This is a genomic window from Paenibacillus sp. CMM36 (genome assembly GCF_053570945.1).
In genome coordinates this window covers 1-22,402 of sequence record NZ_JBSEDY010000006.1, presented here as the reverse complement: position 1 = coordinate 22,402, position 22,402 = coordinate 1, and the positions used below count along the sequence as shown (strand labels likewise).

The following is a 22,402-nucleotide window of genomic DNA, read 5'->3' as shown; positions in this document are numbered from 1 at the left end:
AAAGCTTTGGCTTGGAAGGAGTATGCATCATGTCGTATCCGAAGCAGCACATTTTATTTGATCTTGATGACACCTTAGTCCACTGCAACAAGTATTTTGACCTGATCCTCAACCACTTTTTCGATTTGCTTCAGGAATGGTTTGCAAATCATAACCTAACGAAAAATACGATTCGTGAAAAACAAATCGAAATTGATGTGGCTGGAGTTCATCAAGTAGGCTTTGCCAGCGAGCATTTCCCACAATCTTTGATAGATACGTACCAATTTTTCTCGGAACAATTCGGACGCCGTCTCGATTCTCGGGAAGAGCAGGAGCTTCGCTCTCTTGGCCGAAGTGTGTACGAACAGGAAATCGAACCATATCCAGGCATGGTCGAAACGCTGAACTCCCTCCAAAAAGCAGGGCATTCCCTCCATCTGTATACTGGCGGTGAGCAGATCATTCAAGAAAGAAAGATTGAACAAATGAAACTGGCTACCTACTTTGATGACCGCATCTACATTCGCCAGCATAAAAATGTCGAAGCCCTAGAAGAAATCATCCAGATGAATCGCTTGGACCGAAGCATCACCTGGATGATCGGGAATTCTCTGCGCACTGATGTTTCTCCAGCCCTTGCCGCAGGTATTCATGCTGTATATCTCAAGCAGCCTAAGGAATGGATTTACAATATGGTTGAACTGCAAAAAAACGTGAACTCCGTGATGTATACGATACAGAAGCTAACGGAAGTACCACGGGTTATCCACGAAAGCATACAATTGCACCAACAAAAAAGGACCCTCGGATAGGGTCCTTTTTTGTATTGGTCTAAACCCTGTCTCAGGATTCCTCTCGAACGCTAAGTTGTCCTGTACCAGGTTCATTCAGAACAATTCGCGCTTTGACGGTCGATCCATCTTTACGCTTAAAAGACAACAATTGTGTCTGTCCCCTCGTCAACAAGGACTTGAGCATCGTTTCGGTAATCTGCTTTCCAGCATATTCCTTCCAGACGACAAAGCCACAACCCTGCTTGTAGTGGCTGCACCCATACCCTTTACGCCCTTCAATAATGCTTCCGCCGCAATTAGAGCGTGGACAGCTACCTAAAGCTTGCCTTTGGCTTCCTGAAATGCCTGAGGATCCGTCGGAAGAGCTGCGTGCTGGTGGTGCTGCTTGCTCTAGCGTTGCGCTTCCAGCGCTGCCACCGCGTCCTGATGTAGCACGCCCCACCCCTTTGGCGGCGGTGCGTCCGCTCGCACGCGCACTACTTGCGCCTTCTTTTCCAACCGCACGCTTCCCCCTTGCTTCCTCACCAAAGGCATTTGCCGGAGCCGGCGGCTGCTGCCTCACCTTATCAATGATGGACAACGTAAATCTTTTAACGTTCTCCATAAACTTCTCTTGAGCCGCCTCACCCTTGGAAATTTGATGTAGGCGACGTTCCCATTGACCTGTCATCTCCGGGGAGGCTAATAGATCAACCCCAGCATGACGGATCAGGTCAATAGCCATCTTTCCTTTTTCCGTAATAAGAATCTTTTTACCCTTCATTTCAATATAGCCAACTTTTTTCAATCGTTCAATTGTGGCGGCCCGTGTCGCAGGTGTGCCTAAACCGGCATCCTTCATGACCTCACGCAATTCCTCATTCTCCATCTGTTTACCCGCGCTTTCCATCGCCTTAAGCAATGTACCCTCCGTATAGCTTTTAGGGGGCTGAGTCGCCTTTTCTTTCATCTCGGCGCGAACACAATCCACGGGACGCCCCGCATCGATCTCAAACTTCTTGTCCGTCCACTCGTCCGTTTCCTCTTCATCTTCTTTTTTTGGTGATTTACTCTTTTTACCTTTATCCTGATCAACCTTACTTAAAACTACTTTCCATCCCAAGGAAAGAAGCTCTTTAATATTTGTTTTAAACAGATGCTTGTCCACCTGTGTCATTACGGTATGCATTTTGTATTCAGCAGGCGGAAAAAAATGCGACAAAAACCTGCGAATAACCAGGTCATATACATTTTGCTCTTCTTTGCTTAGTGTTCCTGGCCTTTTTAATGTCGGCAAAATAGCATGGTGATCCTCAACACGAGATGGATTGCAGACCGATTTATTCTGTTTATGAACCAAATTGGGGTTGGCTTGTTGGACCAGATCAGCATAAGGACCTGTGCCCAGCATCCGTAGTGCCTTGTGCATGCCGTCTATATTTTGCTCTGTCACATAGTTAGAATTGGTACGCGGATAGGAAATGACCTTGTGGCGCTCATAAAGCGCTTGTGCCACATCCAGTGTTTTTTTGGCCGAATAACCGTACTTGGCATTCGCCTCGCGTTGAAGCAGCGTTAAATCGTACAATTTAAAAGGATACTCTTTTGTCTGCTTGGTGTCATATTTGGTGATTTTACCTATTTTTCCGCGAACAGCCGCAGCGATTTCCTCAGCTTCCTCTGGCTTCGTCAGCCTATCCCCCTGCCACGCACCTTTGTACTTGATCTGATCTTGCTTAAATTCTGCCCACACGTCATAGAAGGTTTGAGACTGAAATGCCTCAATTTCTTTTTCCCGGTCATGAATCAGTGCCAGCACGGGAGTCTGCACCCGTCCTACCGACAGCAGTGTGTTATGTCGTGTTGTGAACGCTCTGGAAGCGTTCATGCCGATCAGCCAGTCCGCTTCACTTCGTGCCCGCGCAGCTTGAGTCAGAAATTCAAACTCCGAAGCATCTCGCAATCGTTCAAAGCCTGTCGCAATACTTTCCGCTGTCAAGTCTGAAATCCACAGTCGCTTAACTGGCTGACGCAACTTTAATTGCTGTTGGATCAACGCAAAAATATATTGCCCTTCCCGTCCAGCATCACAAGCATTTACGATGGCATCGCAGCGTTTGGCCAGTTCACCAATCATTTTCAGCTGATCTTTTGTTTTCGGATTCGGTACAATTTTGAACTGCTCAGGGATAATAGGAAGATCCTTAATATTCCATCGCTTGTACTTAGCATCGTATGCATCCGGCTCAGCCAAACCCAGTAAATGCCCGATCGCCCAGGTTACAATGTATTTCTCCCCTTCCAAATAGGTACGGTTATTTTTAGCCCGCGGCTCCATAACAGCGGCAATCGTCCGTCCCATATCCGGTTTCTCAGCAATAATCAACGTCTTCATTCATACTCCATTCCTTCCTGACGGCCTTCTGTTTCTCCTCCATGAATCATACATATACATGGATATCAATGAAAACACAGGTATCCCGGCCTCATGCAAAAGGAGCCTTCTCCCGACGAAAGCTCCTTTGTAAATTCATTTAGTCAAACGCTTCAACAATATACGTGTATTATACCATAGATACCATGGTTCTCTCAGGTTATGATTTTAAATAGTCACCGAAAGTTATGTATATGTTAATTTACATTACATATATATCAGATATTCTTGTGAAATAATTCTTTTTTCTATAAAAAAGCTACACTAAACACTCTTTTTTATGTTATGATCAATTTAGATAAGAAATATATGGTGATACGATTAAATTTAAGTTATATTATATAACATATATTTCACAATGTTTCACAGCTCAATAATCATTTATTCATTTTTCGCTTCTGGCAGACTCAGCTTGAAATACAATAAAGCCCCATCCGAAGATGGAGCTTTGACTGATCCGTAACATAAAATTTATAATTACACCAAAACGGTAGCGCCCATGAGGTATTTATCAACTTCACGCGCAGCTTCTCGACCTTCATTAATAGCCCACACAACAAGACTTTGTCCGCGACGCATATCACCTGCAGCAAAAACCTTATCCACATTAGTAACATATTTTCCATAACGTGCTTTAACGTTGGAACGACGATCCGTCTCCAAGCCAATTTGCTCTACAATCGTTTGCTCAGGACCATCAAATCCAATGGCAATAAGAGCAATATGTGCAGGGAATACGCGCTCCGTACCTGGAATCGGTTGATAGATTTTGCGCCCTGTTTCATCAACAATCCGTTGAATTTGAATGGTGTGCAGCTCTTTCAGATTACCGTTTTCATCACCTACAAATTTGGTCGTCATGATGGAGAACTCACGTGGATCTTCTCCGAACAGCGCCTTAGCTTCTTCCTGTGCATAATCAAGAGAATACACGTTTGGAAATTGTGGCCAAGGATTGGCAATCGGGTCACGCTCCATAGGTGCTTTGGTATGTGTGCCAAATTGAGTGATACTCCGACAACCATGACGCAAAGAAGTAGCTACACAGTCCGAACCCGTATCACCGCCACCGATTACAATAACGTCCTTACCTTGGGAAGACAAATAGTTGCCATCTTCCAGATTGGAGTCCAAGTAACTTTTGATGGTACCATTCAGATAATCCATCGCATAATGAACACCCTTCAAATCGCTACCTTCAATGTTGAATTCTCTTGGCTTCGTAGAACCACCGCATAGAACAACAGCATCATATTCACCAATCAACTGATCGGTAGGGATATCTTTGCCGATTTCCGTATTGGTGATGAATTGAATACCTTCAGCCTCCAGCAAATCCACACGCCGCTGAACAACCTTTTTATCCAATTTCATGGACGGTATGCCATACATCAATAATCCACCCACACGATCTGCACGCTCATACACAGTCACGCTGTGCCCTGCTTTGTTAAGCTGAGCCGCTGCAGCCAAACCTGCCGGACCCGAACCGACAACAGCCACTCGTTTGCCTGTACGCTTTTCTGGCGGATTAGGGACAACCCAGCCTTCCTCAAAACCCTTTTCGATAATAGCTTCCTCAATGGTTTTAATTGTAACAGACTGTCCGATCAGTCCCACAGTACATGAACCCTCACATGGCGCAGGACAAACACGACCTGTGAATTCTGGGAAGTTATTCGTTTTGTGCAGCCGCTCTAGCGCTTCCTTCCACAAACCACGATATACGAGATTGTTCCATTCCGGAATGAGATTATGAACCGGGCAGCCTAAAGTTGCTCCCATGATATCCATCCCCGTATGACAATAAGGGGTTCCGCAGTCCATACAACGCGCCCCTTGGGTACGCAGCTCTTCCTCAGACATATGCTTATGGAATTCTTCCCAATCCTTTATACGCTCTGCCGGGTCCCGGTCTGTAGGAAGCTGTCGTGTGTATTCCATAAATCCAGTTGGTGTAGACATGTTACGTTCCCCCATCTCTTCGCTTATGAACCCCGATCATCCATTCAGAATTTAAGTCAAATTCGAATTTGTCTATTTGTATTATGAAAGGGTCTGTTCTCATTGAATTTGATTTATTGTATCACAATACAGCGTAAAAGTGATGAAAACTTATGCAACTTTCTGCATCAACGGCCAAAAGGATTTTTTATATGGTTTATTAATTTTTCAAATGAGTGGGGTCGGATATAGTCTATTCTTATTCGGTTCTCCCGTAAACAACAAAACGATACTCATAGGGATTTTTGTCATCCTTGATACCTGTGGTCTCACTAACTATATTCCAGCCGTTCCAATCCAGCTCAGGGAAGGTTGTATCGCCTTCAAAAATCTCCTCAATCCGAGTCACAATCAGCCGATCAGCATGTGGCCAAAACAGTGAATAAATCTCTGCTCCTCCGATGACCATTAACTCTTCCTGCTTTGCTAATTGGAGCCCTTCTTCCAGTGAATGAATTACTTCCGCACCTTCTGTCTGATAGCGCAGATCTCGGGTCAAGACAACGTTACGCCGGTTTGGCAGGCTTTTTCCTCCAAAGGATTCCCACGTTTTGCGTCCCATGAGTACCGTTTTATTAATCGTCTGCTCTTTGAAAAAGGCCATGTCTCTAGGGAGACGCCAGGGAAGTTTGTTATCTCGGCCGATCACACCATTTTGTGCCATAGCCCATATCATTGAAATGCCCATTTTCCCACCTCCCCTAATCAGATGGCGACAGGCGCCTTAATCCCTGGATGATATTCGTAATTTTCAAAAACAAAATCGTCGTAGGTATAATCAAAAATCGAATCCGGCTTGCGCAGAATTTTCAACTGAGGCAACGGATAAGGATCACGTTCCAACTGTGTATGCACTTGTTGCATATGATTTGAATAAATATGCACATCGCCGCCTGACCAAATAAATTCGCCGGGCTCCAAACCGCACTGCTGTGCAACCATATGCGTTAGTAATGCATAACTTGCGATATTGAACGGCAACCCTAAAAAGGTATCCACAGAACGCATCGTTAGCATACAGGAAAGCTTCCCTCCAGCTACATAGAACTGAAATACAAAGTGACATGGCGGCAACTTCATCGATTCGATTTCAGCCACATTCCAAGCACTGACAATGTGTCGACGTGAATCCGGATTTTTTTTAATAGCTTCAATGACATTCGCAATTTGGTCAATATGTTGTCCGTCTGTTGTTTCCCACGAGCGCCATTGCGACCCATATACAGGCCCCAGATTCCCCTGCTCGTCTGCCCACTCATCCCAAATGGTAACTCCGTTCTCCTTGAGATAAGAAATGTTGGTATCTCCCCGCAAAAACCATAACAGCTCATGAATAACGGATTTCAAATGTACTCTTTTGGTGGTCACCAAGGGGAAGCCCTTGGCCAGGTCAAAACGGAGTTGCCTTCCGAAAACAGATAGTGTACCCGTTCCTGTACGATCCTCTTTTTTTACTCCATTCTCTAAAATATCCTCCAGCAGTTCCAAATAGTTACGCACGTTATTCCTCTCCTTTGAGCATGAATAAAAACCTGGCATCGCCAGATTCTAATCTTTAAAATTCTTTTCTGCACCCATATCTATAGTTAGTTTATCATGTACGGTACTTCGTTGACCATGTACTGTGTGAATTTTCATGGTAGTCCTGAAAATCCTAAAGTTTGAAAAAAAAGAGACAAAGAGCGCAGATATAGCGCTCCTTGCCTCTCTTTGTCATGTATGAAAACGAAAACGAGATAATGAAAAATGGTATTAGCGACGTGGTGCCAATGCGTGGATCGGATGACCCAGCACGACTTCCGCTGCTTCCATAACGATTTCGCCCAATGTAGGGTGAGCATGAATAGTCAAGGAGATATCTTCGAGTGTAGCACCCATTTCAATCGCCAGACCCAGCTCAGCAATAAGGTTGGAAGCTTCCAGACCTACGATTTGCGTACCCAGTACCAAACCTGTGTCAGCGTCAGCAACGATTTTCACAAAACCTTCAGCAGCGTTCAGGGAAACCGCACGACCGTTTGCTCCATAAGAGAACTTGCCAACTTTGACATTGTAGCCTTTTTCTTTGGCTTGTGACTCTGTGTAGCCTACGCTGGAGCATTCTGGATCCGTGAAAACGACAGCCGGCATACACTTGTAATCTACTACAGACGGCTCGCCTGCAATTGCTTCAGCAGCTACTTTACCTTCGTAAGAAGCTTTGTGCGCCAGAGCAAGACCAGCTACGATATCGCCGATTGCAAAGATGTGAGGAATGCTAGTACGTCCTTGGTGATCAACTTTCACCATTCCGCGCTCATCCAGTTCTAGGCCGATCAGATCCAGCCCCAGTTCACCGTCTGTGTTTGGACGACGTCCAACAGTTACAAGCAGATAATCAGCAGTTACTTCTTTGCTTTCGCCGTTAACGGAGAATTTCACTGTTACGTCTTTATCTGTTTGCTCTGCACTTTCCGCTTTAGCGCCAGTGAAGATTTCGATGCCCGTTTTCTTCATGCTTTTCGCAACGATCGAAGTCATATCTTTGTCGAAACCAGGAAGCACTGTATCCATACCTTCAATAATCGTTACTTTGGAACCGAATTTGGAGTACATTTGTCCGAGCTCTGCACCAATGTATCCACCACCGATTACGATCAGGCTTTTCGGAATTTCAGGCAGGTTCAATGCTTCTGTAGAAGACAGAATGCGTCCACCAAAAGGGAATGGTTTCAGTTCGATTGGACGGGAACCTGTTGCGATAATTGCATTTTTAAAACGGTAACGTGGTGATTCATGTTCGTTGAATACACGCGCTTCGTTTTCGTTGATGAACATGCACTCACCATTGAAAACTTCAACTTTGTTGCCTTTGAGCAAGCCACTTACGCCGCCTGTCATTTTCTTAACAACGCCGTTTTTGAATTCTTGTGTTTTAGCGAAGTCTACTTTTACATTTTCAGCCGAAATACCGAAAGACTCGCCATGTTTAGCTGCTTCGTATTGATGAGCTGCAGAGATCAAAGCTTTGGATGGAATACATCCACGGTTCAGACAGACACCGCCCAGCTCAGATTTGTCAACGATCAATACGCTTTGTCCTAATTGTGCGGCACGGATGGCAGCTACATAGCCGCCAGGACCCGCACCGATAACCAATGTGTCAATATCCAGAGAAGCGTCTCCTACTACCATTGATTACACCTCCATAACAAGCAACTCAGGGTTAGCGAGCAGCTGTTTGATATAGTTCATGAAGTTTTGAGCAGTTGCACCGTCAATAATACGGTGGTCAAAGCTCAGAGAAAGAGCCATTACTGGAGCGGCAACAATCTCACCGTTTTTCACGACTGCTTTTTCACTGATGCGTCCAGTACCCAAAATCGCAACTTCAGGGAAGTTAATGATTGGAGTAAAGAACATACCGCCTGCGGAACCGATGTTAGTGATGGAGATTGTGCTTCCTCTCATCTCATTTGCTGCCAATTTTCCATCACGACCGCGCACAGCCAGATCACGAATGGAATCAGCAATCATCCAGATACTCTTACGATCAGCATCTTTGATAACAGGAACGATCAAACCGTTGTCTGTATCTGTAGCGATACCGATGTTGTAGTATTTTTTGTAGACAATTTCGTTTGCTTCTTCGTCGATTGAGGCATTCAGAGCCGGGAATTGACGGGAAGCAGCAACCAAAGCTTTTACGATGAATGGCAGGTATGTTACTTTTGTGCCTTTCTTCTCAGCAATTGGTTTGATACGAGTACGGAAAGCAACCAGTTCAGTTACATCTACTTCATCCATAATCGTAACGTGCGGAGCCGTATAAGCCGATTTAACCATAGCATTGGAAATAGCCTTGCGGATACCTTTAAATGGTACGCGCTCTTCCTCAGCACGTGGATCTGCTGCTGGTGCGGATGCTGCTGCAGCTTTCGCTTCTTTCTTAGCAGGCTCTTGTGCTTTTGCAGCTTCTTTCGCTACTGGTGCAGCCGCTTGGCCTCCACCATTTTTGAAAGCTTCTACATCTTCTTTGGTGATTTTACCATTTTTGCCGGAGCCACTCACTTGAGCGATGTTTACACCTTGCTCACGAGCAAATTTGCGGACGCTAGGTGTAGCTAGTACATCTTTGTTAGAAGCAGCAGGAGTTGCAGCTGGTTTAGTGTTAGCTCCGCCTTGTGCAGCATCCTGTTCTTGTTTAGCAGCAGCTGGTGCTTCTTCTTGTTCTGGAAGTTCACCCTCCGCAGCGATTACAGCTACGACTTGACCTACGTTAAAGATGTCGCCGTCTTTGGCAAATACCTCTTGTACTGTGCCATTGACCGGACAAGGAACTTCAACTACAGCCTTATCGTTTTGTACTTCCATGATGATATCTTCATCTGTTACTTTGTCGCCGGCCTTGATGTGCATCTTGATGATTTCGCCTTCGTGAAGACCTTCACCCAGCTCTGGGAATTTATATTCAAATCTAGCTGTACCTGCAGCTCCGCTTTGTGCAGCAGCACTTGGCTCAGGGCTAGCAGCTGGTGCTTCTGGTGCATCTTCTTGTTCGGGAAGTTCACCTTCTGCATCAATTACAGCTACGACTTGACCTACGTTAAAGATGTCACCGTCTTTGGCAAATACTTCTTGTACTGTACCATTAACCGGACAAGGAACTTCAACTACAGCCTTATCGTTTTGTACTTCCATGATGATATCTTCATCTGTTACTTTGTCGCCGGGCTTGATGTGCATCTTGATGATTTCGCCTTCGTGAAGACCTTCACCTAGCTCCGGGAATTTATATTCAAATTTAGCCACGTTTAAAACCTCCCAAATTTACGGTGTGCTTTAATTAAAATTCCAATACTTTATTAACCGCATCAATGATACGTGTTGGCGTTGGCAACCAAGTATCTTCAATTTGAGCAAAAGGATAAACGGTATCCGGACCTGCTACACGCAGAACGGGTGCTTCCAGATGCAGGATTGCTTTTTCGTTAATTTGTGCAATAACTTCAGCAGCTACACCGGAGCTCTTTTGCGCTTCTTGAACAACGATGGCACGATTGGTTTTTTGAATAGAAGCAACAACGGTATCAATGTCAATCGGGCTAATGGTACGCAAATCAATGATTTCTACTTTGATACCTTTTGTTTTTTCCAGCTCATCCGCAGCTTTAATCGAAGTGTGTACCATCATACCGTAAGTAATGATCGTCACATCGGAACCTTCGCGAACTACATTAGCTTTGCCCAGTTCAACTGTGTAATCATTCTCAGGAACTTCAGCGCGGAATGCATGATACAAGTTCAAATGCTCCATGAAAAACACAGGATCGTTGTCGCGAATAGACGCAATCATGAGACCTTTTGCATCATAAGGGTTGGATGGAACAACAACCTTGATACCAGGTGTTTGAGCCAGCAGGCCCTCCAAGGAATCTGTATGCAGCTCGGCTGCCTTAACACCGCCACCAAAAGGTGTACGGAATACGATTGGAGAATTGTAACGTCCACCGGAACGGTAACGCATACGGGATGCTTGAATTGCCATTTGATCAAGCGCTTCAAAGATAAAGCCTACGAACTGGATTTCAGCTACAGGGCGGAAGCCTTGAATACCCAAACCGACAGCAAGACCCCCGATTGCGGATTCCGCCAGCGGAGTATCGAATACACGTTCTTCGCCAAATTCTTTTTGCAGACCTTCTGTAGCGCGGAATACGCCACCTACATGACCTACGTCTTCACCGAAAAGCAGGACGTTAGGGTCGCGTTTCAACTCTACGCGCAGTGCGTCACGAATCGCTTCTTTCATGTTCATTTGTGCCATTTGCTTCATTTCCTCCTTAAACATTGACAGATCAATTTCAGTTCAGGTCAATCGAAAAGCAGACCGGATCGGGTTACGGCCCGGTCTCTTTCAAGTTCAATTATTTAAAATCAGCTTTTTGTTCTTCCAAGTGCTTAGGCGTTGTTTCGAACATGCTATCGATCAGGCCAGGAATTGTCATTTTCTCTGTTTTCTCGGCTTTTTTGATCTCTTCGTTCACTTTTGCCTTAGCTTCTTCTTTTACGCGAGCTGTATCTTCTTCAGTCCAAAGGCCTTTTTTCTCAAGGTATTTCGCAAAGCGGGCAATTGGATCTTTCGCATTCCATTCGCCTTCTTCTTCTTTAGAACGATATTTTGTTGCATCATCAGAAAGGGAATGCGGACGGAAACGGTACGTTACGGCTTCAATCAAAGTAGCACCTTCACCATTACGTCCACGCTCTGCAGCTTCTTGAACGGCTTTAATAACTGCAAGCACGTCCATGCCGTCAATTTTCACGCCTTTAATACCAGCAGCTACTGCTTTATGAGCGATCGAAAGAGCAGCCGTTTGTTTTGAGAATGGAGTCGTGATCGCGTAACCATTGTTTTGCACAAAGAAAATAACTGGCAACTTGTATACACCAGCATAGTTCAGGCCTTCGTAGAAATCACCTTCGGAAGAACCGCCGTCACCTGTATATGTAATGGCGACTTGTTTTTGTTTTTTCAGCTTGTAACCCATAGCAATACCCATAGCATGCAAAATTTGCGCGCCAATGATGATTTGCGGCATCAGTACATTAACACCGTCCGGCACTTGGCCGCCGTGTTGATGACCACGGGAATACAAGAAAGCTTGGTATAATGGCAGGCCATGCCAAACGATTTGCGGAATATCGCGGTAGCCTGGAGCAATAAAGTCTTCTTTTTGGAGCGCATATTCGCTACCAACCATGGTTGCTTCTTGTCCGGATACCGGAGCATAGAAACCGAGACGCCCTTGACGGCCTAAGTTAACGGCACGGTCATCCCAAGTACGTGTAAATACCATTCGATACATAATTTCTTTCAATTGATCATCTGTAAGTTTAGGCAACATATCTTTATTGATAATTTCACCATCCGGAGAAAGTACGGACAGCGCCTCAACTTCCTCTGTGTAAACTTCATAAGGAACCTTGCTCATTTTCTTCACCTCAACAAAAAAATTTGAATATCAAGTTCCGCTGTTATAGGATTATTATACACCTGTTATATCGCTCGCGTCAAAGATTTAGTTATTTTTTTTGAGTTTGTCACATTTTTGTGTGTGTAACAGGGTGTGTTTTTTACTGTAACAGCTTAGTACATGATTGAAATTTTAAACATCTATTGCAATCAGGGTAATCTTAACTTATTGTGATCCCGAATGCAAAATAATACCCAAGAAAGGTGACGAAAAATGACGGATTCTCGGTATTTAAAACGAACCATCCTTAAAGACGAAGTAGACAGCCGCTTTCTTGGCGAGACCAGAACTCTCCGGATTTATTTGCCGCCCGGCTATAATGAAATATTGAGCTACCCGGTCGTGTACTGTCAGGACGGAGAAGAATTTTTCAATTTTGGCCGCATTGCAACTCATGCCAACCGCCTCATTCTAGATGAGGGCGTCGAACCCTTCATTATTGTAGGTGTGGAAGTGAATACAAAAATTCGAACGCAGGAGTATGCTCCCTTTGGCAATCGTTTTGAGGCGTATACCGCCTGTTTTGCAGAAGAGATTATTCCCTATGTAGAGCAAAAGTATCCTATAAGAAAAGATGCAGCGTCCCGTATTTTGGCGGGGGATTCACTGGGAGGCAGTGTGTCTCTGCATTTGGCTTTGATGTATCCTCAGTTGTTCAACCGCATTATCAGCCTCTCAGGTGCTTACTATGAAGCTTCGCAGGAAATCATCGCCCGTGAGAAAGATCTGTCTCATTTGCGGGTGTGGATGACGGTTGGCCTTCAGGAAGATGCATTTGAGAGTGATACTGGCATTTACAACTTTGTAGAGCTTAACCGTCAATGCGCAGATTTGCTGCGCGAACGGAACGCTGAAGTTTCTTACCGTGAAAAGGATGGCAAACATTTGTGGGGCTTTTGGCAAAACGAGTTGCCTGACGCGCTAATGTATTTTTTGGATCGCGCCTGAGTAAAAATTCTCCCAGGTAACTAAAGGGAATGGAGCATTTGACCTACTAGGTCATAAAGCTCCTTTTTCTTTTTCATGATTTGGTTACGCTTTCAAAAATGTATAACGAAAAACGGCAATGATTGCCGTCATCTGTCGTTCACATTATAGCTTTTCTTCTACGATCTTGTCCAGCAAGGCGTCGCAACCTGCGTCCATTAATCGATAGGTCTCTTCAAAATTCCCTGTAAAATATGGGTCGGGTACTTCTCTTAATTTTTCTTGAGGGAGCAAATCCATAAATTTTAGAATATCTGCCTCCGCTCCACCTGCAATCTTTCGCATGTTTCGTTCATTAGAGTCATCCATGCACACAATATAATCAAACGCGTCAAAATCACGGCCCGTTATTTGCCGCGCCTGTATGCCTTGTTCGCTGATTCCATGCAGTTTAAGTTGCTTTAGTGTTCCCTCATGCGGAGGATTTCCGATGTGCCAGTCGCCTGTCCCGGCCGAGTCCACCCCGATTTCTGCACCCAATCCCCGTTCCTGCGCTTTATGTCTCAGTATTGCCTCCCCCATCGGAGAGCGGCAAATATTGCCCAAACACACAAACAAAACGTTAATCATTTCGTTCTCCTTCCTATTACACGTTACACTTCCTTTTTTCTGTTTCATTGTAGCCATGTCCTCTAAAATTGTGCAAGCCATATTTAACGCGGTATACTTAAAAACGATGGTATATATAGGATCGTATCAGAAAGAAAGGATGTTGATTATGACAAAAAAACGAGCGATTGTATTTTCAGGTGGTCGTCTTAATGAAGAAGATTTACATCAAATACTGCCCGATGATTTTATTATAGGTGCAGATAAAGGTGCTCTTTTCCTGATCGAGCACGGTGTTACACCACATATCTCTGTAGGAGATTTTGATTCAATCACACCAGAGGAAAAAGAAAAGGTAGAATCAGCAAGCCAACGTATGATTGCGTGCGATCCAGTACTTAAAGACTTAACAGATACTGAGCTTGCTTTAGAAATCGCTATGGACGAACAGGCAGATCAAGTACTGATGCTTGGTGTGACTGGCACCCGGATGGACCACACATTGGCTAATGTTCAAATATTGGTACGTGCAATGCAGCATCATATTAGCTGCGCTATTATGGACGCACATAATTATATTGAGCTCACCGGATCAACGCTTGAAATCCAACCTATGGGCTATACATATACATCGCTGCTTCCTATGACCGCCGAAGTAACTGGCATACAACTAGAAGGATTTATGTATCCGTTACATAATGCCACCCTCAAAATGGGACAATCACGTGCTGTCAGTAATAAGCTAACGGCTTCAAAAGGTACGATTTCCATCAAAAGCGGTCTGCTACTCGTTATTCAAAGCAAGGATTAATTATGACATTGTTGTAACCATTATATAAATTGTTTTTCACTCAAAACCCTTGATGAACAAGGATTTTTCCGTTTATAGAGATCAATGAATCGATATATTTTTTACAAATTGTAATTTTTAATCGTTTTTTAATAATCGCTGTGTAAGTCTTGTCCCTCAAGCATTTGAGAGTTCTTTTCCAACTATTAGGCGGCTTCAAAACTGTTATACTCAACGCTGTCAGTTAGTTAGCAACTCAGCAAAATATTGCACAAATCAATTTTTGGAGGTACTTACAACATGAATATGCAGAAAATCATAAAAAAGGTAATTATAGCAGGGGTCGCAGCCACGATCGGCTTTGGTACTTTTGCAATTGAGGGAACAAATACGGCACAAGCCGCCACTACGACTTCGGTAGGCCAAAAAGTGATTAACTACGGTGAAAAATATATGGGAACTCCTTATAAGTTTGGAGCTTCCACAAGCACTACACGTAATTTTGACTGTTCTTCTTTCATGAAGCACATATTCAAGAAATACGGAGTAAATTTGCCGCGTACTTCTGTTCAACAGTCTAAAGTTGGACATGCCGTATCCAAGTCCAATCTGAAAAAAGGGGACTTAGTTTTCTTTTCAAGCGGTAGTCGTGCTACAGGACGCAACATTACCCACGTAGCAGTCTATATGGGCGGGGGTAAAATTTTACACACTTACGGCGGACCTGGCGTGACCATCTCCGATTTGAACTCTGGCAACTGGAAAAGAACATACATTAAAGCACGCCGCGTGCTGTAGTATGAAACTCATTTTGAAATATGCGAGCCGGGACGAAAAGTTCCGGCTTTTTTTATATACCTAATACTATTCTGATACGGTTGGTGTTCTGAGTGAATAACCAATACCTCGTTCCGTACGGATCATTTTAAACTTATATCCCTTATCTACTTTAACCCTCAAATGTCTGATATAGACATCTACAACGTTCGTATCAACGATATAATCATGTTTCCAAACATCCTTCAGAATTTGCTGCCTGCTACAAACTTGGTTAAGATGTATCGCCAGATGAAGTAAAAGATCAAATTCCTTCGGAGTTAATTCCAGCTTTTGTCCCCCTCTGCTCACCAATCTGCTTGCATTGTCTATATGTAAATCACCCGCCTCGATTGCCCTTTTCACATCACGTTCAATACCAAAAATCCGCAATAAATTAGCCACTCTAGCCTGAAAAACTCTAGGATAAAAGGGCAGAACGATCACATCATGTGCTCCTTGTTCAAAACAGGAAACAATATGGTCCTCCTCATCTGATGAAGTCATTGCTAATAGCGGGACATGAGGATGGTATTGCTGCAATATGCGAAGTAAACCTTGCGAAACTGTCTGTTCATCTTTTATATTGAGCAGCAGCAAATCCACAGGATTATGGGCTACATAAGAGCTTGCATCCGTCGTATTGCTAACATGAACCACCTGATAACCTTCCTGCTCCAATGGACGAACAATTACGGGAGACGCTTCATTTACATCCACAAGCAAAATTAACGGGCTCACCTTTTCACCCACCTGGTTTGGACATAGCATTACATATTGGATACGAACAAGTTTGTGTTATAAGCCATTAAAGCATATTAATATTATTGTAACAAAAAAGCAGAAAATCATTCTCCAAAGAATGGCTTTCTGCTTTTATGGTTTAACCCAAATAGCGATGATACAGACTTCTTGCTTTTGCCACGTCCTTTGTCCCATGGATCAGCGCTCTGCCATCTGCAAAAACAACCAAGCGATGCTCGCTTGTACTAAAGGAAACCAAAAACGGATTTCGCTCTACTTTTCCTTCTCCCAAAGAAGCAAATCTATCTGCCGTTTCTGCAAGATTCAGATGGATCGGGTTTGCTGGTCTAATTTGAACGGTATCCCTACCGCACAAAACATCTGTTTTCTGCCGATGAGAGGCCGACAAATAGGGATACGTCGGTTGACTGCCGCAAGAAGGACAGTTCTCCTTTTTAACGCTATCTACCGCTATCGCTACGTACTCATTTTTCCACAAATCAAACGAAAGTAACTTTCCTCTCAAATCTTCCGGATATCCGCCAAGAAGTTTGAAAGCTTCCGTAGTTTGGTTAGCCGTGACCATCTGTACAGCCTGCGGAATAATCCCGGCGGTATCACAGGTTTCCCCACCAAACGGTATAGTTCCCAGCAGACAGTGAAGACAAGGCGTTTGACCCGGTAAAATGGTGTAGGTTACACCATAGCTGCCTACACATCCCCCATAAATCCAAGGTATCCGATGCTTTAGTGCCATGTCGTTCATAAGAAGTCGGGTATCGAAATTATCGGTTGCATCCATCAAGAGATCTACCCCTTGGATCAACTCTTCCAGCTCTTCCACCCCAACATCCAGTACATGTGCATGTATAACCGTTTCCGAATTAATATCCTTTAATCTTCGCTGAGCAGCTACTACTTTGGGATATCTTTGTGCAGCATCACTTTCCTGAAAAAGCTGCTGGCGCTGCAAATTGCTCCATTCCACATAATCCCGGTCTACGAGGCTCACTGTACCTACACCCCCGCGAACGAGCGTTTCCGCAATACCTGTACCTAACGCTCCGGCACCTATGATTAGTACGTGGGAAGAAGCAAGCCGACGTTGTCCTGTCGGTCCAAAGGGCGCGAATCTTTCCTGTCTGGAATAACGGTCACTTGAATGTGTTCCTCCTGCACCGGATTTGTCAGTTACCTTCATGCCTGAACCATACCTTCTATCGGACTGCTTGCTGAAGCGTAACGTTTTACAGGAATCATCCCCGCCTCAAAACCATATCTTCCAGCACGAACAGCCAGTTTCATGGCCTCTGCCATTTTTACCGGGTCCTTCGCTCCTGATACGGCTGTATTCAACAAAACAGCATCTGCCCCTAACTGCATCGCTATTGCCGCGTCACCGGGTGAGCGAATACCCGCATCGACAATAACCGGAACCTCCGCCTGTTCAATAATTAGACCTAATGAAAACGGATTAAGCAAACCATGTCCTGTACCAATCGGTGAAGCTCCAGGCATAACGGCATGTACTCCAAGCTCTTGTAGCCTCTTTGCTAGAATCACATCGTCCGATATGTAGGGCAGCACGATAAAGCCTTCTTCTAACAGCTTTTCACTAGCTTTCAACGTTTCAAATGGGTCCGGCAGCAGTGTCTTGCTATCCCCAATGACTTCCACCTTAATCATATCGCACAGGCCGGAGGCTTTTGCCAATTTGGCAATACGAATCGCCTCCTCTGCTGTTGTAGCCCCTGCTGTGTTGGGAAGAAGTGTATACCGGCTCAAATCCAGCATATCGAGAAAATGCTGCTTATCCCGTTCCTCCAAGTTCAATCTCCGTACAGCAAACGTCAATATTTCCGTCTCAGCAGCCTCTACGGCTTGGGATTGGATATCCAGATCAGAGAATTTTCCTGTTCCCAACAACAACCTCGAGGTAAAAGATGCTTTTCCAATGGTTAACATAATCAACCGCCTCCCACAAAATGTACAATCTCTAGGCAATCTCCATCTTTCAGTACCGCTTCATCATGATCTTCACGGGTCAATATATGCCGATTCAGCTCCACCACTACGGTTTTCACCTTTACATCAAGCTCATGTAGCAATTGATTCACATGAGTGATTCGATTAGAAAAGGTCAGGCTCTGGCCGTTAATCGTCAGCTTCATAAGCTTTTCTCCTTGAGGAGCTCAGAAGAAAAACTACTTATCCCAAGTTCTGCTGCACAAGCCCCATTAAGCATAGCTGCCATCGCACGCCCGGTAGCATCACTCAGCAGGACACCGTTACGATAATGCCCGACTGCAGCATATACGCCCTCGACCCCAGGAACAATGCCTATAAAAGGATGACCTGATACAGCCTGCGGACGTAAGCCCGCCCAAGCGCGTATAAAAGAAGCTTCACGGACGCGCGGCAGCCAGGCAGAGGCACGTGCCAGCAACCCCTCCAAGCCTCCTACGGTCACCTCTTCGTCATATTGATGTGGAAGGCTCGTTGCCCCAATCCAAAGCTCGTTATTCTGTTTAGGCACGAGGTAAATATCATCAGCATAAATGGTATATTCTAACGGGTGATCCTTCAAGGAGACCGCTACCGCTTCGCCCTTGACCGGATAAAGTGGATATTCAAACCCAACCTGCGCTAGCAATTTCATGCTATCCAAGCCTCCGGCAATAATGACCTGATCGCAGGAAAAAAAACCACTATCTGTACGGACACCGCAAATTCGACCATCCTGTATGACCAGTTGCTCTGCCTGTGTACCAGACCATACCGTTGCTCCCAGCACCGCAGCAGCACCTGCATAAGCACGGCAAAGCTGGACAGGAGCCACTTGTGTCTCCTTTGAACGATATATTGCCCCGATCGCTTGTTCATCCAAACCTGGAATTCGTCGGGCCAATTCTTTCGCATCCCACCAGATAGGACAATCACCCTCTCGCGTTTTAGCAGCTTTCCAGCGTTTTTGGCCTTCAGTCTCCGTACGGAAAGGGGTCACAAACCCTTCAGTACGGAATTCCACCGAAATACCTGACAAACGCTCTAGATCACAGACAAGCTCAGGGAATGCATCTCGACTTATGCGAGCAAATCGTGATAGCTCAGAGCCGGTGAACTCTTCACTTTCCGCTGCCAGCATTCCAACCGCTGCTCCTGAGGCTCCCTCACCCGGGATCAATCGTTCCAGCATAATCGTACTTCTTCCCTCCTTGGCCACATGATAAGCAATGGAACTGCCGATGACACCTCCACCTATGACCAAGCATTCAGCGTGTCCAATCACTCTTTCCTCTGTGTGTATCTTTAGCATTTGTTCCGTATCTCCTCTCCATAAACCCTTCTGCTTTCAGCTTGCCTCTACTCTCGTTTTCTCGCTACAGGCTGTGAACTACAAGGTCTGCCATTCGCCTATACTCCATTGCAGCTGCAACGGGCGACTCAGCCTCCCATATACCAGACATCACCGCAATTCCGCTTGCTCCGGCCCTATAAAGCTCCGGGATATGATGCGGTTGTATGCCGCCTAGCGCAATCACCGGAATGTTTGACAGTCTGCAAATATGTTCAAGCTGAGCTAAACCCCGCGGTACAATACCGGGCTTACAATGGGTCTCATATACGTGACCATAAAGTACATAGTCCGCTCCTGCCCGCTCAGCAATTTGCATCTCCTCCAAGGAATGTACAGACACTCCACAGCGTGTACCCTTTGGAAGTAGGCTTTTCACATCCACAACAGGTAATCCATTAGCTGGTAATTGAACGGCTCCGACCAAAGTAAGTAAAGCTACATCCACACGATCATTTACTACAATTTGTTGCAAAGGAACTTCCTGCTCCACCAGGCTGCGAGTCAAAGAAAGCAATGCAGAGGCACCATTCTGTTTTAAACGTGCGTGTACATAATGAACATACGGACAAATCACAGCAGCCACTTGGGCGGCTTGTGCAAAAGTGCCCTTTTCCATCGAAATTGCGTGTAATTCGATTTTGTCTTCACCTCACATTGGACTAAAGGATCTAAGCTTAGCCAGCCACGTCTACCAGCAGGAATGAAAGGGGATTATATGTGAATCGTCTACGGAAGCTCGAACTACTTAAAATGAACGAAACGCAAAAAAACCACTTCCCCAAGGAAGTGGTTTAACGAACGTCCAATAATCGAACGGACCATGATATCCGTATACGTGTATCGTCCCACGCACAAACAAAAATAAAGATGGTGTTGCCTTGTTTGTACGGCGCTCACTTCCCTACGCTGGCATAACCCAGATCAGGTGCAAAGGGTCCGAAATCCATTTATTCCGTCTCAGCCGCATGGGCGGCTCCCCTAGTGTGACTATTTTATTGTATAAGCTAAAGATAGCTTAGCATATTTTTCTAATTCTGCAAACCCCACTTCGTGTGAAATTTGCTGGAACTGGATTTAGCTGATTTTAGTTAACTTTACTTGACCACTCTTCCACATTCCACGTTTTGGTTACCCAATCCTCGTAAAAGTCCGGTTCGTGAGATACAAGCAATACGGTCCCTTTGTATTCCTTCAAAGCACGTTTCAGCTCATCCTTTGCTTTAACATCCAAGTGGTTGGTAGGCTCATCGAACAGTACCCAGTTGCTTTCACGCATTAACAGTTTGCAAAGACGGACTTTAGCCTGTTCTCCACCACTGAGCGCAGATAGCGGACGCGTGATATGCTCATTTTTCAAACCGCAACGCGCCAAATGCGCTCGTACTTCATGCTGGTTCAAATGCGGAAATTCATTCCACACATCGTCAATCGGTGTAATTTTCTCGGCCTTTACTTCCTGCTCAAAATAAGCGGGCTGCAAAAAATCACCTTGATAGGTTTTTCCACTGATTGGCGGAATTTTTCCCAATATGGTTTTGAGCAATGTCGATTTACCGACACCATTGTAGCCGACAATTGCAATCTTTTCGCCACGTTCAATCGTCATGGACATTTTAGGCAAAAGGGCATGTGTATAACCAATCTCAAAATCAATACCCTCAAATACCGTCTTTCCGCTTGCACGTGCCTCTTTGAATTGAAAGGTTGGTTTTGCGGCTTCTTCAGGCTTATCAATACGTTCGATCCGATCAAGCTGCTTTTCACGGCTCTTTGCTCGGCCTGATGTAGAGGCACGCGCTTTATTACGCTGAATAAAATCTTCCTGTTTCTTAATAAAATCCTGTTGCTTCTCATAAGCATCAATATGCTGGGCTTTGTTTAGATCCGCCATTTCGAGAAACTTTTCATAATTAGCTGAATAACGGGTCATCTTGGCAAATTCAAGATGATAAATAACATTAACGACCTGGTTCATAAATTCAGTATCATGTGAAATAAGAATAAAAGCATAAGGATAATCCTTCAAATAGCGCGTAAGCCATTCAATATGCTCTACATCCAAATAGTTGGTAGGTTCATCCAGCAACAGGACGTTCGGCTTTTCCAACAGCAACTTAGCAAGAAGAACCTTTGTCCGTTGCCCGCCGCTAAGTGCGGATACATCCCGATCCAGTCCTATGGCCGACAGACCTAGTCCATTCGCCATCTCTTCAACCTTTACATCAATGAGGTAAAAATCCCCCATATCCAGTTGCTCCTGAATTTCACCCATCTGTTCCAGCAACACTTCCAACTCATCAGGAGAAGCATCCCCCATTTTGTCAGTAATCTGCATCATTTCCTTTTCCAATTCCAACAAAGGAAGAAAAGCATCCTTCAATACATCACGTACCGTTTTGCCCGGTGTCAGCTTGGTATGCTGATCCAGATAGCCGTAACGCACACGTGGAGTCCATTCCACTTTACCCTCATCCTTAAGCAATTTTCCAGTGAGAATGTTCATGAGTGTCGATTTACCAACACCGTTAGCTCCTACCAAACCTACACGTTCCCCCGCAAGCAATCGAAAGGAAACATTTTTAAATAATGCGCGGTCCCCAAAGTTGTGGGATACATTTTCTACAGTCAATAAACTCATAAGCTGTTTTTGGCTCCTTATTGTCATCGGCATTGCCGACTGTTCTTATTTCATATGCATTTCGTTTCTCTCAAAGCTTTATTGTAGCACATTCTGCAACCATATCGGAATATTGAAAACAGTGAATTTTAAGGTTTTTTGGTATGGATCTGCCTAAAAAAAGAAAAACCACCCATGAGGGTGATCAGATTGTCGAGAAACCCCGTCATTTTGAGACGTGGGTTTCTTTTTCACATCATAATGCTCTGGTCTCTGGAGAAGCAGGGGGGGTTACCCCTGTTTCTCCAGGCGATCTAGGTGGATCGCCATCT

The 22,402-nt window shown here is 44.8% G+C and carries 20 protein-coding genes and 1 riboswitch; of the genes, 4 read left to right on the top strand and 16 right to left on the bottom strand.

Annotation, left to right across the window (positions count from 1 at the left end):
• Window positions 1-29: 29 nt before the first annotated feature.
• Window positions 30-794: an HAD family hydrolase gene (locus ACWA2B_RS13920; protein ID WP_341070901.1), complete on the top strand. Its 765-nt coding sequence runs from the start codon at window positions 30-32 to the stop codon at window positions 792-794.
• Window positions 795-825: 31 nt separating this feature from the next.
• Here the strand turns inward: ACWA2B_RS13920 and ACWA2B_RS13915 are convergent, their stop codons facing one another.
• From ACWA2B_RS13915 to pdhA, 8 genes are all read right to left on the bottom strand, one after another.
• On the bottom strand, window positions 826-3,150 hold the full coding sequence (locus ACWA2B_RS13915) for a DNA topoisomerase 3 (protein ID WP_449292301.1): 2,325 nt from the start codon (window positions 3,148-3,150) through the stop codon (window positions 826-828).
• A 516-nt stretch (window positions 3,151-3,666) separates the two neighbouring features.
• A complete protein-coding gene (locus ACWA2B_RS13910) occupies window positions 3,667-5,154 on the bottom strand; it encodes a glutamate synthase subunit beta (protein ID WP_029517448.1) in 1,488 nt (495 codons plus the stop codon).
• 238 nt (window positions 5,155-5,392) lie between these two features.
• A complete protein-coding gene (locus ACWA2B_RS13905) occupies window positions 5,393-5,881 on the bottom strand; it encodes a dihydrofolate reductase (protein ID WP_029517447.1) in 489 nt (162 codons plus the stop codon).
• Window positions 5,882-5,898: 17 nt separating this feature from the next.
• The gene (gene thyA / locus ACWA2B_RS13900; RefSeq protein WP_029517446.1) at window positions 5,899-6,693 is read right to left on the bottom strand and encodes a thymidylate synthase; all 795 of its coding nucleotides are present in this window, start codon (window positions 6,691-6,693) and stop codon (window positions 5,899-5,901) included.
• Between the two features lie 252 nt (window positions 6,694-6,945).
• A complete protein-coding gene (gene lpdA / locus ACWA2B_RS13895; protein ID WP_039271311.1) occupies window positions 6,946-8,367 on the bottom strand; it encodes a dihydrolipoyl dehydrogenase in 1,422 nt (473 codons plus the stop codon).
• 3 nt (window positions 8,368-8,370) lie between these two features.
• Window positions 8,371-9,984 (bottom strand): 2-oxo acid dehydrogenase subunit E2, encoded by a 1,614-nt coding sequence (locus ACWA2B_RS13890; protein WP_277397970.1) that lies wholly within the window; start codon window positions 9,982-9,984, stop codon window positions 8,371-8,373.
• A 34-nt stretch (window positions 9,985-10,018) separates the two neighbouring features.
• Window positions 10,019-10,999, bottom strand: a complete 981-nt coding sequence (locus ACWA2B_RS13885) for an alpha-ketoacid dehydrogenase subunit beta (RefSeq protein ID WP_013310510.1) — start codon at window positions 10,997-10,999, stop codon at window positions 10,019-10,021.
• Between the two features lie 100 nt (window positions 11,000-11,099).
• On the bottom strand, window positions 11,100-12,167 hold the full coding sequence (gene pdhA / locus ACWA2B_RS13880) for a pyruvate dehydrogenase (acetyl-transferring) E1 component subunit alpha (protein ID WP_029517443.1): 1,068 nt from the start codon (window positions 12,165-12,167) through the stop codon (window positions 11,100-11,102).
• A 255-nt stretch (window positions 12,168-12,422) separates the two neighbouring features.
• Between pdhA and ACWA2B_RS13875 the strand changes: the two genes are divergently transcribed.
• Window positions 12,423-13,157, top strand: a complete 735-nt coding sequence (locus ACWA2B_RS13875; RefSeq protein WP_025724149.1) for an alpha/beta hydrolase — start codon at window positions 12,423-12,425, stop codon at window positions 13,155-13,157.
• A 144-nt stretch (window positions 13,158-13,301) separates the two neighbouring features.
• On the opposite strand, the gene ACWA2B_RS13870 is transcribed toward ACWA2B_RS13875, so the two are convergent.
• Entirely contained in the window at window positions 13,302-13,766 is a 465-nt protein-coding gene (locus tag ACWA2B_RS13870; RefSeq protein WP_029517442.1) for a low molecular weight protein-tyrosine-phosphatase, read from the bottom strand.
• 148 nt (window positions 13,767-13,914) lie between these two features.
• Between ACWA2B_RS13870 and ACWA2B_RS13865 the strand changes: the two genes are divergently transcribed.
• Window positions 13,915-14,556 (top strand): thiamine diphosphokinase, encoded by a 642-nt coding sequence (locus ACWA2B_RS13865; RefSeq protein WP_449292300.1) that lies wholly within the window; start codon window positions 13,915-13,917, stop codon window positions 14,554-14,556.
• 279 nt (window positions 14,557-14,835) lie between these two features.
• Entirely contained in the window at window positions 14,836-15,333 is a 498-nt protein-coding gene (locus ACWA2B_RS13860) for a C40 family peptidase (RefSeq protein ID WP_069011717.1), read from the top strand.
• Window positions 15,334-15,399: 66 nt separating this feature from the next.
• On the opposite strand, the gene ACWA2B_RS13855 is transcribed toward ACWA2B_RS13860, so the two are convergent.
• The 7 genes from ACWA2B_RS13855 to ACWA2B_RS13825 form a co-directional block, all read right to left on the bottom strand.
• Window positions 15,400-16,092: a response regulator transcription factor gene (locus ACWA2B_RS13855; protein WP_069011716.1), complete on the bottom strand. Its 693-nt coding sequence runs from the start codon at window positions 16,090-16,092 to the stop codon at window positions 15,400-15,402.
• Window positions 16,093-16,234: 142 nt separating this feature from the next.
• Window positions 16,235-17,296, bottom strand: a complete 1,062-nt coding sequence (locus ACWA2B_RS13850) for a ThiF family adenylyltransferase (protein WP_165146617.1) — start codon at window positions 17,294-17,296, stop codon at window positions 16,235-16,237.
• Window positions 17,293-18,060 (bottom strand): thiazole synthase, encoded by a 768-nt coding sequence (locus ACWA2B_RS13845; RefSeq protein WP_039271297.1) that lies wholly within the window; start codon window positions 18,058-18,060, stop codon window positions 17,293-17,295. Before ACWA2B_RS13845 ends, ACWA2B_RS13850 begins: the two co-directional genes overlap by 4 nt.
• A gap of 2 nt (window positions 18,061-18,062) precedes the next feature.
• Window positions 18,063-18,266, bottom strand: coding sequence for a sulfur carrier protein ThiS (thiS, locus tag ACWA2B_RS13840; RefSeq protein WP_029517436.1), 204 nt, complete (start codon window positions 18,264-18,266; stop codon window positions 18,063-18,065).
• On the bottom strand, window positions 18,263-19,411 hold the full coding sequence (gene thiO / locus ACWA2B_RS13835; protein WP_449292299.1) for a glycine oxidase ThiO: 1,149 nt from the start codon (window positions 19,409-19,411) through the stop codon (window positions 18,263-18,265). The genes thiS and thiO overlap by 4 nt, the downstream gene beginning before the upstream one ends.
• Before the next feature lie 64 nt (window positions 19,412-19,475).
• Entirely contained in the window at window positions 19,476-20,069 is a 594-nt protein-coding gene (locus tag ACWA2B_RS13830; protein ID WP_029517434.1) for a thiamine phosphate synthase, read from the bottom strand.
• Between the two features lie 265 nt (window positions 20,070-20,334).
• A riboswitch (TPP riboswitch) is annotated at window positions 20,335-20,443 on the bottom strand.
• A 94-nt stretch (window positions 20,444-20,537) separates the two neighbouring features.
• Window positions 20,538-22,091, bottom strand: a complete 1,554-nt coding sequence (locus tag ACWA2B_RS13825) for an ABC-F family ATP-binding cassette domain-containing protein (RefSeq protein WP_029517433.1) — start codon at window positions 22,089-22,091, stop codon at window positions 20,538-20,540.
• Window positions 22,092-22,402: the final 311 nt, after the last annotated feature.